The following is a 15,655-nucleotide window of genomic DNA, read 5'->3' on the forward strand; positions in this document are numbered from 1 at the left end:
CCTCGGGCTGGAGGACCGCCATGATCCGAACTCTGCCGCGGCTGCTCGCGGTGGCGGTCGCGGTGCTCGTCGCCGCGCCGATCGCGCCCGCCGGTGCCATGGCCGAACCCAGCACGCCGGCGCTCACGTGGGCGGTCCAGCCGGCCGACCAGAACGGCCCGGACGGCCGCCGGTGGGTCGAGCGGTCGCTCGACCCGGGTCAGGTGGTGACCGAACGGCTGGCCGTGCGGAACTTCAGCGACCGCCCCGCCACCTTCTTCCTGAAGGCGGCCGACGGCTACCTCACCGACAAGGGCCGCTTCAACATGCTCCCGTCGAATCAGGCGTCGGTGGACGGCGGCACGTGGATCCGGGTGCAGGACAAGGTCACCGTCGGCGCCAAAGCGACGGCGGTCGTGCCGTTCACCATCACCGTGCCCCGGGACGCCACGCCGGGCGACCACCCGGCCGGCATCGCGGCGACCATCACCAGCACCGGCGGCACGGTCGCCGTCGAGAGCCGGGTCGGCTTCCGGGTCATGATGCGGGTCAGCGGCACGGTCACGGCGTCGCTGGCCGTCGACGACCTGACCGCCACGTACAAGCGGTCATGGAACCCCTTCTCGGCCGGCGCCATCCTGGTCAGGTACACCGCGACGAACGACGGCAGCGTCGCCGTGACCGGCGCCGGCAAGGTGACCACCACCGAACTGTTCGGCCTCGCCGAGCATGGTGCCCAGACCCGGGTTGAGGAGGTGCTGCCGGGCGGCGGCCGAGAGGTCGAGGTCCGCGTCGCCGGAGTCTGGGCGCTGGGACTGCTGCGTACCACCGTCGACCTGACCCCCGCTGTCCCCGCCGGCGACGCGACCGGCGCGGAGATCCGGCCGGCCGCGGCCACCGTGACGGTATGGACCCTGCCGGGGGCGCAGTTGGTCCCTGTCGCCGTCCTCGTCGCCCTGGTCCTCGCCCTCCGGACCGTCCTCCGGCGGCGCCGGCGGCGGCTCGCGGAGCTGCTGGCCCGGGCTCGGGAGGAAGGCCGGGCAGAGGCCCAGAAGGGAACAGAGGCGGCAAAAGACCCAAATCCTGCTTGAGCCCGTCAGAATGTCTCGGGTTGCGTTCTGATCAAGCCGCCGACCTGGCCCTTCGAACAGGTGTAAGCACGGTGTATGGAAGCGCCGGTTCGGAGCGAGGTACTGCGCGAGAGCGAACGCACGCGCGTGACCCGGCTGTTCCTCGCGGGGCATACCGCCATCCGCAAGGAGCCGCTGGGGCGGGACGCGGAACGCCGGCTGCGCCACGAGGTAGCGATGCTGGAGCGGCTGCGCGGCGCCACGGGGGTCGCCCAGTTGCTGGACATGCCGCGGTACCCGGGGTCGGTCGTGCTGGCGGACGGCGGCACGAGCCTGACCGGGCTGGCGACACCACTGGCGGTCGACGACCTGGTCGGACTGGCGCTGGAGCTGGCCCGCGTGGTGGCCGGGATGCACCGCCGCGGGGTGATGCACCAGGACATCTCCCCGGCGAACATCGTGATCTCCCGCGACGGGGCCCCGTGCCTGGTGGACTTCGCGCTGGCCTCGTCGCTGGCCGAGATCCGCCCGGCGTTCACGCATCACACCGAGATCGTCGGGACGCTGGCGTACCTGGCGCCGGAGCAGACCGGGCGTACCGGCCGGTCGGTGGACGAACGCGCCGACCTGTACGCGCTGGGCGCCACGCTGTACGAGCTGGCGACGGGGGAGCCGCCGTTCGGTTCCGGCGACCCGCTGCGGCTCACCCATGATCATTTGGCGCGGGTGCCGCTACCGCCCGCCGAGGTGAACCCGGCCGTCCCCCGGCCGCTGTCCGCGATCATCATGCACCTGCTGGAGAAGGAACCGGACAACCGGTACCAGACCGCGGACGGTGTGGCGCACGACCTGGAACGGCTGCGGGACACCCTGGCGCGTCCGGCCGCCGCCCCGGTCCACGTCGGCGAACACGACTTTCCGCTGCGGCTGCTGCCACCGTCGCGGCTGGTGAGCCGCGAGGACGAGGTGGCGGTGCTGGAGACGGCGTTCGCGGAGGCGCTCGCCGGACGGTGCCGCGGCGTGCTCATCGGCGGCGCGCCGGGAGTGGGCAAGACGGCGCTGGTCGACCAGCTGCGACCGGTGGTGACCGGCGCCGACGGCTGGTACGTGGCCGGCAAGTTCGACCAGTACCGGCGGGCCCTGGAGTTCGACGCGGTCCATCAGGCGTTCCGCGCGTTGGGCCGGCTCCTGCTGGCCGAACCGGAGGACGAGCTGGCCGAGGTCTGCGAACGGATCGTGAAGGCGGTCGGTCTGAACGCGGGCCTGGTGACGGCGACCTCGCCGGAGTTCGCGACGCTGCTGGCGGTGCCGCCCGATCCCGGGGATCCGTTGACCGCGCAGCCGCGGGCGCAGCGAGCCAGCGTACAGATGCTCCGCGCGATCGCCTCGCGGAAACGGCCGGTGGTGCTCTTCCTCGACGACCTGCAGTGGGCGGGGCGCACCGCGCTCGGCTTCGTCGACCTCGTGCTGGGCGACGAGCCGATCGACGGCCTGCTGCTGGTGGGCACCTACCGCGAGGACGACGTGGACGCGGGGCACCCGCTGACCGCGCCGCTGTCCCGGTGGCGCGACCAGGCCACCGTGCGCCACCTTCAGCTGCACAACCTGCCCGTGCGCGGCATGGAAACGATGGTCGCGGAGATGCTGCACGTGGACTCCGGCATGGCGGCGGGCCTGGTCGAGGTGATCGAGCCGTACACGTCCGGCAACCCGTACGACACCGCGGAGCTGCTCACCGCGCTGCGCCGCGAGGGCGTGCTGACCGCGACAGCCAGCGGATGGCGGTGGGACGCGACGACCGTGCGGGCCAACCTGGGCCGGTCCGAGATCGGCGGGCTGCTGGCGGCGCGGCTGGCGATCATGCCCGCGCGGTCGCGGGCGATGGTCGAGACGATGGCGTGTCTTGGCGCGCGCGCCGACATCGCCGTGCTGCAGATCGCGACCTGCGAGCCGGCGAACGCCGTGGAGGACGCCCTCGACGTCGCGCTCGACGAGGGCCTGCTGGTGGTCGAGCCGGGGATGCATGAGGCGATGCGGTTCCGCCACGACCGGATCCGTGAGGTGATCCTGGAGGAGCTGGACCCACGGCGGCGCAGCACCCTGCAACTGGCCATGGCGCGGCGGCTCGCGGCGGTGCCGGAGTTGTTCGCCGTCGCGGCGGAGCAGTACCTGCCGGTGGTCGACGCGGTCGACGATCCGGGGGAGCGGCGCCGGGCCGTCGGGCTGTTGCGGCGCGCCGCCGGCCAGGCCGCCCTGATCGGGGACTACGCGCTGGTGAACGTGTTGTTGACGGCCGCGCTGCGGCTTGTCGATCCGGCGGACGCCGGCACGCTGATCGAGGTGCACACCAGCCGCCACGCCGCGCTGTTCAGCGTGGGGCGCCTGGAGGAGGCGGACGAGGAGTACCGCACCATCGTCGAGCTGCGTCCGTCCACGATGGAGCGCGCGGCGGCGACCGGCGTACAGGTGCGCAGCCTGACCTTCCGGAACCGCTACGCGGAGGCGCTCAGTCTCGGCCTGGCGGGGCTGCGCGAGTTCGGCATCGCCGTACCGGCGGGGGAGCGGCTCACCGCGGAGCTGGACGGTCAATTCGACTACCTGTACCGGTGGCTGGACGGCGCCGGCGACGCGGACGACCTGACCCGACCCGAAATCACCAACCCGACGCTGCTCGCCACCACCCGCCTGCTCGACGCGGTCCTGCCGGCGGCGTACCTCTTCCCCGACCCGACCACACACGCCTGGCTGAGCCTGGAAGCGGTGCGGATCTGGCTCGAATACGGCCCCGGCCGCACCCTCGTCGGCCCGGCCGGCATCGCCGCCTTCGGCGCGGTGGCGCTGCGCGGGGACTACGCCGCCGGATACCGGGCGCTGCGACGGGTAATGGCGCTGGGCGAGGCCCGCGGCTACGAGCCCGACACCTCGCAGACGCGTTTCCTGTTCGCCACCCTCTGCTGGTGCTTCGAGCCGGTCGAAAACGGCGTCCAACAGGCGCGCCGGGCCCGCGAAGGGCTGATCGGCAGCGGCGACCTGGTGTACGCCATCTACAGCTACCACACGACCGTGCGCGGCATGCTGGACTGCGCGCCATCGCTGGACAGCGTTGTCGCCGAGGTGGACGCGGGGCTGGCCCTGGTGCGCCGCGGCGGCGACGAGCAGACCGGCGCGACGCTGGACATCTACCGGTGGCTGGTCGGCGTGCTGCGCGGCGAAACCTCCGCCGCGGTGGTCCCCATCGACAAGTACGCCGACAACCCGCTGGCGATTCTCCACGGGCACATCAGCGCCGCGGTCGCGGCGGCCATCTTCGGCGACCCGGTCGCCCTGGCGCAGCACACCGCCGCGGCCATGCCGGTGCTGCCCGCCGACCTGGGCAGCTACCCGACCGCCACGGCCTATCTGGTACGCGGGCTGGCGCTCGCCAGCCAGGTCCGCACCAGCCACGGCACCGAGCGCGACGAGCTACTGTCCGAACTGGACGATGTGATCCGGTGGCTGGCCACCCGCGCCGCGGACGCGCCGGACAACCTCCTGCACCTGCTGCGGTTGGTCGAGGCCGAGCGGGCCCGGGCGGTCGGCGACTTCCGCGCCGCCGTACTCGCCTTCGACGCCGCGCGCCGCGAGGCCGCGGGCCGCCAGCGCCCGTGGCACCGGGCCCTGATCGCCGAACGCGCGGCCCGCTTCTGCCTCGCCCACGGCATCGAACACGCCGGCTACGAGCTGTTGGCCCAGGCCCGCCAGGAGTATCTCGTCTGGGGCGCGGCGGCGAAGGTCGACCAGTTGGACTGGGCCTACCCGACCCTGCGGCCGCAAGAGCGCCCATCCACCGTGTCGACCGGGACGATAGACCTACTGGGCATCCTGTCCGCGTCGCAGGAGCTGAGCTCGCAGACCAGCATCGAAGGGCTCCACTCGTACGTCGTCGAGGTGCTCAGCGCGATGACCGGCGCCACCGGCGTACGACTGGTGCTGTGGAGCGACGAGCGGCAGGACTGGCTGCTGCCCGCGCCGGACAGCGCCGGCGGCACCGCCCTCATCAGCGGCACCGGCCACGAATACACCGTGCCGATGTCCGTGCTGCGCTACGCCCAACGCATCCGTGAGCCGCTGGTCGCCCGCGACGCCACCCGCGACGACCGCTTCGCCCGCGACCCGTACTTCGCCGACCTCGCCGGCTGCTCGCTGCTGGCCGTACCCATCGTCAACCGGGGAATGCTCCGGGCGGTGCTGCTGCTGGAGAACCGCCTCATCCGCGGAGCGTTCTCCACCGAGAGGCTCGACGGGGTCCGGCTCATCGCCGGCCAACTGGCCGTCTCCCTCGACAACGCCATGGTGTACGCGTCGCTGGAGCGCAAGGTCGCCGAACGCACGGAGGAGTTGGGAGTCACCAACGAACTGCTCAGAATCGCCAACGAGCGGCTGGAGCAGTTGAGTGTCACCGACCCGCTCACCGGAGTCGCCAACCGCCGCCGGCTGGAGGAGGTCCTCGACGCCGAGTGGCAACGCGCGCAGGCCATGGCGTCACCCATCAGCGTCGCGATGATTGACATCGACCACTTCAAGCTCTTCAACGACCACTATGGACACGCTGCGGGCGACCGATGCCTGCAGCGGGTCGCCGCGAAGGTGCGCCAGCACGTACGCGACACCGACCTGGTCGCCCGGTACGGCGGCGAGGAGTTCGCGGTCGTGATGCCCGGGATGAGCCTCGACGCCGCCGTGGCGGCCGCCGAGCGCCTACGGGCGGCGGTCATGACGCTTCCCGAACCGCGCGACCGCGCCGGCGACCGAGGCATCACGGTGAGCATCGGCGTCGCCACGACGATCCCGCCGCAGCGGGGCACCTGGAACCAACTTGTCGAATCCGCCGACGCGGAGCTGTACCGGGCCAAACGCGGCGGGCGCAACCGGGTCCACGCGGCGCCTCAGCGGTAGGCGGCGGCTTGCAGGTCGAAGAGCTCCGCGTACACGCCACCGGCCGCCAGCAGCGCCGCGTGATCCCCACGCTCGGCGATCCGGCCGCCGGCCACGACCAGGATCAGATCCGCCATGCGTACGGTCGAGAAGCGGTGCGACACCAGCACCGTGATGCCGCCGTTGCCCGCCGCGACCCGCTTCGACTGCTCCGCGTACCGCTGGAAGAGGTCGTGCTCCGCCTGCGGGTCGAGCGCCGACGTGGGCTCGTCGAGCACCAGCAGCAACGGCGCCGTCCGCATCAGGGCCCGGCCGAGGGCGAGCTTCTGCCACTGCCCGCCGGACAGCTCGGCGCCGTCGGTGTAGCTCTTGCCGAGCGGGGTCTCGAGTCCGTCGCCGAGATGCTTCAGCACGTCGGTCGCGTGCGCCCGTTCCAGGCCGCCGAGCACCGCCTCCGCCGAGGCCATCCGGGGCAGGTCGCCGACCCCGACGGTCTCCCGGGCCACCAGCTCGAAGCGGGCGAAGTCCTGGAAACCGGCGGCGATCCGCTCCCGCCAGCCGATCATGGACAGGCTGCTGAGATCGGTCCCGTCGACCGTGATCCGGCCGCCGGTCGGCCGGTAGAAACCGCAGAGCAGTTTCACCAGAGTGGACTTGCCGGCGCCGTTCTCGCCGACGACGGCCACGGTCGTACCGGCCGGCAGCTTGAGGTCGACGCCCCGCAGGACCGGCGTGTCCGTGCCGGGATAGGTGAACGAGACGCCGTCGAAGGCGATCCCCTCGCGAAGCCTCTCCGGCGGCGCTCCGGCACCGGCCGGCCCGGCTGACCGCGAGCTGAGGAACTCCGCCAGCTCGGCGATCCGGCGATAGGTGCTGGCGGTGCGCTGCAGCGTCTCCAGCAAGGTCACCGCCTGGGTGACCTGCTGGCTCACCTGGGCGGCCAGGACGATGGCGAGCACCACTTCGCCGACACTGCGGTCGCCGCGGACCGCGCTGGTGACCACGAGCAGCACCGCCGCGATGTAGGCCGCGGCGAAGACCAGCTGCCCGGCGATCCGCAGGAGCGTGCCGGTCACCTGGCCGCGCCAGAGACGGCGGCTGGCCTGCGCCCAGAGCGTGCCGTGCCGGTGGCGCAGCTCGTTCTGCAGCCGGAACACCCGCAGTTCCCCGGCCAGCTCGGCGCTGGTGGAGAGCCGGAACAGGTTCAGGGCGACCCGGGTGGGTTCGGCGGCCGCCGTCCGGGAGCGGTCGATGCGGCGTTCCGCCCACCGCCCGCACACCAGTGGCGGGATCGCGGCCAGTGGCAGCAGGAGCAGAACCGGATGCAGCCGGGCGAGCAGCACCGCCGTGATGCCGGTCGCGATCAGCAGGCCGAGCGTGTTCAGCAGGGCCTCGATCGCGCCCTGGAACTGCCGGCTGTCCTGCTCCAGCACGCTGAGCGTGTCGGCCTGCCGGGCGTCCTCGTGATGGTGCAGCCCGGTGGTGCCGTGCGAGAGCGCGATGAGGCGTTCCTGGAAGTCGAGCTCGGCGAGGTCGGCCAGGTCGAAGTAGAGCACGTGGGCGAAGTGGGCGAAGGTCAGCACGGCGATGGCCAGCACGGCGACGATCACGCCGGCCACCGTGGCCGCGGTGGCGTCCCCGGCCACCACCGCATCGGTCATCCAGGCCAGGGCGGCGGCGATCAGCGGCGCCGCCGCCGCGCCGGCCACCATGAGCAGGATCGAGCCGATGGTCTTGCCGCGGTGCTGGCGCCAGGCCGCACCGAGGACGCCTCGCGCCCCTCTGATCAGGTCTTTCACGCCACTACCTTCCCGACTTCGGGCGCGCTGACGTCGGAGTCGGCGAACCGGTCGGCCTGCAGCCGGAACAGGGTGGCGTACCGCCCGTCGCGGGCCATCAGCTCCTCGTGGCTGCCCTGCTCGGACACCCGGCCGTCGGCCAGCACGACGATGTGGTCGGCCCGGCGCACGGTGGAGAAGCGGTGAGAGATCAACAGGGTGGTGGCGCCTCGGGTCAGGGCGGCGAACTCGTCGAAGAAGCGCGCCTCGGCACGGACGTCCAGGGCCGCGGTCGGTTCGTCCAGGACGACGACCGAGGCACCGTGCCGTACGGCGAACAGCGCCCGGGCCAGTGCGACCCGCTGCCACTGGCCGCCGGAAAGGTCGGCGCCGCCGGTCAGGTTGCGGCCCAGCGGCGTGTCGAAGCCCTGCGGCAGGGCACGCAACGCCGCGGCGATGCCCACCTGCTCCGCGGCCTGCTCGATGCCGGCCCGGTCGCCGCGGAACCGCTCGGCGCCGTAACCGATGTTGTCCGCGGCAGAGACCTCGTATCGGGCGAACTGCTGAAAGATCACGGCGATCCGCTCCCGCCAGCGATCGATCGGGTACGACCGGATGTCCGCACCGTCGACGCTCACCGAGCCGCTCTCCGGCTCGTAGAGGCGGGCGAGGAGTTTGACCAGGGTGGTCTTGCCCGCGCCGTTGAGGCCGACGATCGCGGTGCACCGCCCGACCGGGATGCTCAGGTCCAGCCCGTCGAGGACGGCCCGTTCGGTACCCGGATAGCGGAAGGTGATCCCCTGGAAGCGGATGGTCCGTGCCGGATCCGGCACGGATCCGGCGGCGCCGGCCGCCTGCGCGGCGGGCAGTTCGGTACGGACACGCTCGGCGAACTTCTGCACGCCGTCGTAGCCCAGCATGCCGATCGCGGTCTGCACGTCGGCCTCGGGATAGAACTCGCCCAGCCGCAGGGCGGCCAGGGTGGCCTGCACCACGATGGCGAACGCCACCAGCGCCAGGTCGCCGGCGGCGGTCCGGCCGATCAGGACGAAGATCAGCACGGCCGCGGCCAGGCCCCAGAGCGCGAACCAGACGAACGGCCAGAGATAGATCCGCCGCCGCGCCGCCCACAACGGGCGCATCCACTCCAGATAGGTGGCGCGGTACCGGCCGGTCAGCCAGCCGGTCAGGCCGAACACCCGGATCTCCTTGCCGGCGGTGGGCCGCAGCGACAACTCCCGGAAGTAGTCCATCTCGCGCTCGGCGTCCCACAGACCCATCCGTACGTCGGCGAACTTACGCAGGCCGCCGCGCTGCCCGTACCGGAAAAGGAGAACGGCCCCGAGCAGGCCGATCGCGGCCGGCCACGACGCGGCCAGGCCGACCACCGCGACATAGCCGGCCAGCTGGGTGTATCGCGCGATCAGCGCGACCTGCCCGGCACATGCCTCGCCGGGCGACTGGTAGGCGACCTCAAGACCGCCGACCGCCTGGCGCAGGTCGTCCAGCGCGTCCTGGTCCTCCAGCACCGCGATGCCCGGGTGCCCAGCGTGGCGGCCATCAGCAGGTCGAAGACGTGCCCGTCGACGCGCCTCGCCACCAGGACGCCGACGGCGGACGCCAGCGGGGCCAGGATCTGCTGTCCGGCGAACGTGGCGGCGGCGACGATGAAGGCGGTGACCAGCGAGTCGAAGGCCGCGGAGGAGAGTCCGTCCTCGACCGCCGCCGGCACCAGGCCGAGCAGGCGCGCGGTGGCCAGCACGAACGCCACCGGTAGCAGGCCGAGGACCAGGTTGATCGCCACCAGGGCGGTGACCGGCCCGGCGCCGCCGTACCGCAACAGCCGGATGATGCGCAGCCGGTCGGCGAGCAGGCCGCGCATGGTCACCTTTCGACCGCCGCGTCGATGTCGTCGACCGAATGGCGGCGGCCGGCCAGCAGGTCACGGCACGCCGGCAGGCCACGCTCGCGGATGATGTCGTTGAGATCGAAGAAGACGTCCGGGTCGGAGGTGCTGAGCAACTCCACCACGGGGTGCCGTATTTCCGCACCATGTAGCGGTAGTTCTCGCCGGCGCTCTCCATGTTGCTGTCGAAGTTCTTGGGATGCGGGATGTCCAGCGCCGCCGCCGCCCGGCTAAGGACAAGGCGGGCACCGTCGAGGTAGAGCCGGTAGCCGAGGTCCAGGTCCTCGCCGCCCCACCCGTGGAACGCCTCGTCGAACATGCCGACCGCCCGCACCTGGCTCGTACGCGCGGACGCGTTCACCGTCCAGTAGACGAGCCACGGAGCGGGCAGATCGGCGAAGTCGTCGCCGTACTTCTCATAGAAGAACTCCCGGACGTCCGGCCACCTGCCGGTCTCCCGCAGTCGCGCCATGGCCTTGTCCGGATCGCTGACGTCCACTGTGGACAAGAACTCGTCGGCGTCCTTGGGGTCCGGCGCGAACCCGAAGACGTACCCGCAGACCGCGACCGGCTCGCCCGACGCCCGATGCGCCGCGAGGTGCCCGCCGAGGCAGCCGGAGTGCAGCACCACGCCGCTGTCGACGAACACGCTGATTTCGGCGCGGGCGTGGGTGACGCCGGTGTTGCGCATCCGCCCGGCGCGGAAACCCTCGTGCGGTGAGGTGAAGAAGCGGACGTCCAGCTGATCGCTGAAACCGTCCACCACGTCGGCGGTGTCGTCGGTCGAGCCGTCGTCGCAGACGAGAACCTCGAAGCGATGCGGCGCGAGGGTCTGCCGGGTCAGCGACCGCAGGGTCTGCGTCAGCAGCGCCGCCCGGTTGTACGTGGGGACGATGACGCTGAGCTCGGGCTCACCGGTCATGGCAGCTCCTCCGCGAGATCACGCAGTGTCTGGATCAGTCTCATGGCCGCCGTACAGATCAACACACTTCGAGCGTGCCCTGCGTTAGCGGCTTAGCACCGTCGGAGATGTCCGGCGCCGAAACTGACCATGACGATGGAGTCGCCTCGGCGCGACCGGAAGGACTCCGACATGCCTTCAGACTCCGTTCATCCCACCCGCCGTCATCTGTTGACGGGCGCGACCGCAGGTGTCGCCGCCACCGCCCTGAACACCGGCCTGCTTACCGGACCGGCGAACGCCGCACCCGCCGGCAAGGGACGCTCGGACGGCCGGTCCCGGACCCTTGTCACGGCCGGCTTCCTCTGGGGTCCGCCCTCGAACTTCAACATGTTCGGTGAGCAGACGTGGCCGACCCAGGTCAACTCCATGCAGCTGGTCTACGAGACGCTGTTCACCTTCGATATCCGCGACGGCACGCTGCGCCCCCAGCTCGCCAAGTCGTTCAAGGCGAACTACCCTGCCACGCTCACCGTACGATTGCGGCCGGAAGCGCACTGGCGCGACGGGCGCCCGGTGACCGCGCACGACGTGGTCTACACCGTCGAGCTGGCGCAGCGGTATCCCGAGGTGCAGTTCTCCGACGTCTGGCTCTACATCTCGGGGGTGACCGCGGCCGATCGGCACACGGTCGTCTTCCACCTCAACCAGGCGCAGCTGAACCCCGGCATGATCAAGGCTCACCTCGCGCAGATCCCCATCGTGCCCAGGCACCTTTGGGAGCGCCTGGAGCGCCGGTACGCGCACCTGAGCGAGTACTACACGCAGGACCCGCTCGGTTCCGGCCCGTACCGGGTGCAGGTCGCCGACGAGTCGCAGCTGGTCATGGTCCGCGACGACAAGTACTGGGGACGCTGCTTCCGGGGCCGGCTGCCCGCTCCGCAGTACATCGTGCACCCGGTCTTCGACGGCAACGACGCCGGTAATACCGCCTTCGAGCGCGGCGAGGTCGACGTCATGCAGCAGTACCTGCCGGAGATCTGGAAGCTGCGGGAGCGCGGCCTGCCGGTGGGCACCTGGCTGGACAGCGCGCCGTACCACCTGCCCGGCGCCATGCCGATGATGATCTTTAACACCGGCCGGCCCGGACTCAGCGATCCCCGGGTGCGCCGGGCCATCGCGTTCGTCGTCGACTACGCGCGGATCGCCCGGGACGCGGTCTCCAACTACTCCGACCCGGCCCAGTCCAGCCTGCTGCTGCCCATGGGCCCGGAAGCGTCCTACTTCGACGCGGCCAACGTCGCCGGCAACGGCTGGCGTACGGATCCGGCCGAGGCGGTCCGCATCCTGGAGGAGGAGCTGCACGCCACCAAGGGCGCGGACGGCGTCTACTGTCTGCCTGACGGCACCCGGCTCGGCGGCTGGAAGATGCAGGCCCCGACCGGCTGGACCGACTGGCAGACCGCCATCGAGATCGTCGCGGAGAACGCCCGCGCGATCGGCATCGAGATCATCCCCACCTACCCGAGCGAGGCGGAGACCGCCACCACTCTCTACGTCGCCGACTTCGACATCGCCGTCTGGCACATCACCGCCACCACACCCAGCACCCCGTGGCAGCGGTTCCGCGACGTGCTCGACATGCGGGGCGTACCGGAGCCGGGTCTGCCGGCGTCCTACAACTACGGCCGGTTCAGTCACCCGGACACCGCGGTCCTGCTGGACAAGGCCGCCGTCGCCAACGGCACCGAGCTGCTGAGCACGCTCACCACGCTCGACACCCTGTTCATGGAGCACGCGCCGATGGTCCCGCTGATGTACCGGCCGCTGGAGTTCTTCGAGTTCAACCAGACGGTGTGGACCGGCTTCCCGACCGCCGCCAACCCCACCGCCCCGCCGTCCTTCCAGGGAGCCGGCGTCGACTGGCTCTACCAGATCCGTCCCCGGCGCCGATGAATCCGGCCACCAACGCAAGGAGGCATCAATGATGGACCCCGCCGCGGTGCAGCGTTTCCACGAGGACGGCTTCGTGCTCATGCCGCCGGGCTTCCTGCCGGACGAGACCGTCGCGAGCCTCGCGTCGGCGGTCCCGGCGCTGCTGCGCCAGGACGGACCGGAACGCGTCATGGAACGCGACGGCGTCACCGTACGCTCGGTGTACGGCGTACATCGCAAGGGCGACGTCTTTCCCGGCGCGGTGCGTCACCCCGCCCTGCTCGGCGCCGCCCGCCGGATCCTCGGCGACGAGGTCTACGTCCACCAGTCCAAGGTGAACATCAAGGCGGCGTTCGCCGGCGACCAGTGGGACTGGCACCAGGACTACATCTACTGGCTGCAGGACGACGGCATCGAGCGGCCCGACATGGTCAACGTGGCCGTGTTCCTGGACGAGGTCACCGAGTTCAACGGACCGCTCACCTTCATCCCCGGCTCGCACCGGCACGGCGTGCTGGCCGCGACCGGGCGCGACGGCATGCCGCTGGGGTACGAGGACGCGCCGGGCTGGGTCTCGACCCTCACCGCGGACGAGAAGTTCCTGGTCAACGCCGACGTCATCACCGAGATGGCGGGCCTGGGCGGCATGGTGAGCCCGAAGGGACCCGCCGGGTCCGTGCTCTTCTTCCACCCGAACCTGCTGCACGCCTCCGTCCGCAACATGTCGCCGGGCCGCCGGGCCATGGCCATCTTCGTCTACAACGCGATGAGCAACGCGCCCCGCAAGGTCGAGAACCCCCGGCCCGCCTTCCTCGCCGAGCCGGACGTGCGCGCGCTCGTCCCTCGCACCGCCGACCTGATCGGAGAACCCCGATGACCGGCACCGTCCAGCTCATCCTGATGAACAGCGCGGAGTTCCTGCTCCGGAATCCGTCGTTCACCGTCACCGGCCCGGAACGCGACGGCCTCGTCACCTACGTCGGTACCTCCGAGGCCGAGCACGCGGTGTTCTGGAGCGTCGAGCCCCGGGTGCTCGTGCTCCCGCACGGGTACGACCGCCTGTGGTTCACCGACGTGCACCGCGCGCTCGGCATCGAGGAGCCGCCGGCCGTCGCGCCCCGGCCCAGCACCGGCATGCTCGTGCCGGACCTGCTGAAGGACGGCGAGGCCCAGAACGAGCTGCGCACCCACCTGACGGGTTACGACCGGGTGGAACTGCTCGTGACCGGGCCGACCCCGGAGACGTATCTGCTGGCCGAGGTCGTGCGTGGCTGGGGTCTCCCGGTCGGGATCGACCACCTGCCCGAGGACCTCTACTGGGCCAGCGTCTACCTGGATTCCAAGATCAGTTGCATGGATCTGGCGCGGGAGCTGCCCGGTGTCCGCGTCGCGCCGGGGATGACCTTCTGCAACTGGACCGAGCTGCACGGCGGATTGCGCGCCATGCTGGACCGGTACGGGACGGTCGTCGCCCGTACGCTGTATGGGGTCTCCGGCGCCGGAACCGCGGTCATCCGCGATGAACCCGGCAGCGTCGAGTCGTTCGTGGCCGCCGCGGTGAAGGACTCCTTCTTCGCCTTCCCGATCCTGGTGCAGCAGTTCATCCCGCACGCCGAAGGAGTCGGCTGCCCCGCCGCGGACATCCTGATCGGCGAGGACGGCGTGGAGAACATCGTGCTCTGCTCGCTGACCGTCAAGAACGGGCACGTCTTCCGCAGCGTCGACGTCGGTGACGGCGCCCTCCCGCCGGTCTGGGGCGAGCGGGTCCGGCAGGTGTCCCGTGAGCTGGGCATGGCCGCGCACCGGCTGGGATACCGCGGCTGGATGTGCGTGGACTGCGTCGCCGGCACCGACGACAAGCTCTACGTGACCGAGATCAACGCCCGGCGCAGCGGTTCCATGCACGCCTGCATGCTGCTGAAGAACTGGGACGCCGAGCGCGACCTCACGCTGTCGGCACACTTCGTGGTCGAGGTGCCGTCCTGGATCACCTACGCCGAGCACCTCCGGCCGATCTTCCAGCGGCTCTGGGACGAGGGCGTACGCGCCTATCCGACCAGCGTCCGGGGCCTGTCCTGGGACGACTCGCTGATCGCCGTCATCGCCGCGGCGCCCACCGCGGCCGAGGCACAGAAGATCGTCGCCGGCATCCGGGACGCCATCGACGCGATCCGGCCGCCGGCGTTGACCGCCGCGTCGTCGGCTTCGACCGTTGCTGAGGAGAACTGAGATGACCGTGACCCACGGTGCCGTGATCACCGACGAGGTCCTCGATGCGGCCTTCCCGCACGACTCGTCGGCGCCCGACATGGCGGTGCGCCTGGACCTGTTCCGACGCCTGCACCGGTACTACACCGACTACCTGGGCGCACCGCACGAGTTCCAGCGGATCCCCCGGCTCAACACCGACCCGGAGATCGTCCAGCTGGAGCGTGCCTGGCTGCGCTGGGAGGACGCCCAGGTCGACCCGGCACGGCTGCCGTCGAGCGCCGCGGGGTTCGCGGACTGGTTCCAGAAGCTGAGCGCCGACCACGTGCAGCCCGACTTCTGCGGCTACCTCGCCAAGGACGCGACCGTGGCCGAGGTGGCGCTGTTCTTCCTGGCCGAGGAGCTGGTCGACAGCCGCTTCGACGACCTGGTGGCGCTGGCCCAGCTCGGCTCGGCCAGCGTGATGAAGCTGGTCATGGCGGAGAACTACTGGGACGAGATGGGTGAGGGAAAGCTCGAACGGATGCACACCGTGCTGTTCGAGCACTCGGCCAAGTACATGCGGCAGCGGCTCACCGACCAGGGCTACGACGTCGCCGACCTGATCTGCGCCGAGATCTACGAGAACGCCTGCCTCACCCTGATGTACGGCGTCCACCGGGAGCTCACGCCCCGCTCCCTGGGCGCGCTCGGCCTGATGGAGCACAGTGCACCGGCCCGCTTCACGGCGATGGTCGAGGGGTGCTCGCGGCTCGGCGTGCCGGACGACGTGATCGAGTACCAGCGCATCCACATCCACGTCGACGAGGACCACGGCGCGGAGTGGCTGGACTACGTCCTCACCCCGCTGACCGAACGCTCGCCCGAGATGCTGCGCGAGATCGGCCTCGGCATCCTGACCCGGGAACGCGTCGCCAACGCGTACTACCGGCGGGTGTGGCAGCAGATGAAGGCGCTGCGTTGA

General features: G+C 71.1%; 10 protein-coding genes and 1 pseudogene. 6 read left to right on the forward strand and 5 right to left on the reverse strand.

Features of this window, described 5'->3' with window-relative positions:
* Positions 1 to 20 precede the first annotated feature (20 nt).
* Complete coding sequence (locus tag Prum_RS35815) at positions 21 to 1,070, forward strand: hypothetical protein (RefSeq protein WP_173080842.1); 1,050 nt, start codon at positions 21 to 23, stop codon at positions 1,068 to 1,070.
* 126 nt (positions 1,071 to 1,196) lie between these two features.
* Positions 1,197 to 5,984: a diguanylate cyclase gene (locus tag Prum_RS35820; RefSeq protein WP_218577505.1), complete on the forward strand. Its 4,788-nt coding sequence runs from the start codon at positions 1,197 to 1,199 to the stop codon at positions 5,982 to 5,984.
* Here Prum_RS35820 and Prum_RS35825 read toward each other — a convergent pair.
* The 5 genes and pseudogenes from Prum_RS35825 to Prum_RS55365 all read right to left on the reverse strand — a co-directional run.
* Positions 5,975 to 7,762 (reverse strand): ABC transporter ATP-binding protein, encoded by a 1,788-nt coding sequence (locus Prum_RS35825; RefSeq protein WP_173080852.1) that lies wholly within the window; start codon positions 7,760 to 7,762, stop codon positions 5,975 to 5,977. The genes Prum_RS35820 and Prum_RS35825 overlap by 10 nt on opposite strands.
* Complete coding sequence (locus Prum_RS35830; protein WP_246278316.1) at positions 7,759 to 9,270, reverse strand: ABC transporter ATP-binding protein; 1,512 nt, start codon at positions 9,268 to 9,270, stop codon at positions 7,759 to 7,761. Before Prum_RS35830 ends, Prum_RS35825 begins: the two co-directional genes overlap by 4 nt.
* Complete coding sequence (locus Prum_RS52465; protein WP_246278317.1) at positions 9,165 to 9,629, reverse strand: hypothetical protein; 465 nt, start codon at positions 9,627 to 9,629, stop codon at positions 9,165 to 9,167. Before Prum_RS52465 ends, Prum_RS35830 begins: the two co-directional genes overlap by 106 nt.
* Positions 9,626 to 9,769: a hypothetical protein gene (locus tag Prum_RS49990; RefSeq protein WP_218577854.1), complete on the reverse strand. Its 144-nt coding sequence runs from the start codon at positions 9,767 to 9,769 to the stop codon at positions 9,626 to 9,628. The genes Prum_RS52465 and Prum_RS49990 overlap by 4 nt, the downstream gene beginning before the upstream one ends.
* Positions 9,770 to 9,897: 128 nt before the next feature.
* A pseudogene (locus Prum_RS55365) lies at positions 9,898 to 10,569 on the reverse strand (glycosyltransferase); the annotation flags it as partial.
* 171 nt (positions 10,570 to 10,740) lie between these two features.
* Here Prum_RS55365 and Prum_RS35840 point away from each other — a divergent pair.
* Genes Prum_RS35840 through Prum_RS35855 form a run of 4 tightly spaced genes read left to right on the forward strand, consistent with a single transcriptional unit; the run spans position 10,741 to position 15,655 of the window.
* Positions 10,741 to 12,504: an ABC transporter substrate-binding protein gene (locus tag Prum_RS35840; protein WP_218577506.1), complete on the forward strand. Its 1,764-nt coding sequence runs from the start codon at positions 10,741 to 10,743 to the stop codon at positions 12,502 to 12,504.
* Between the two features lie 28 nt (positions 12,505 to 12,532).
* Positions 12,533 to 13,360, forward strand: coding sequence for a phytanoyl-CoA dioxygenase family protein (locus tag Prum_RS35845; protein WP_173080854.1), 828 nt, complete (start codon positions 12,533 to 12,535; stop codon positions 13,358 to 13,360).
* Positions 13,357 to 14,712 (forward strand): hypothetical protein, encoded by a 1,356-nt coding sequence (locus Prum_RS35850; protein WP_173080856.1) that lies wholly within the window; start codon positions 13,357 to 13,359, stop codon positions 14,710 to 14,712. The genes Prum_RS35845 and Prum_RS35850 overlap by 4 nt, the downstream gene beginning before the upstream one ends.
* Before the next feature lies 1 nt (position 14,713).
* Positions 14,714 to 15,655, forward strand: coding sequence for an iron-containing redox enzyme family protein (locus Prum_RS35855; protein ID WP_173080858.1), 942 nt, complete (start codon positions 14,714 to 14,716; stop codon positions 15,653 to 15,655).

Origin of the sequence: Phytohabitans rumicis (assembly GCF_011764445.1) — a bacterium.
In the GTDB taxonomy this organism is placed as follows: Bacteria; Actinomycetota; Actinomycetes; order Mycobacteriales; family Micromonosporaceae; genus Phytohabitans; species Phytohabitans rumicis.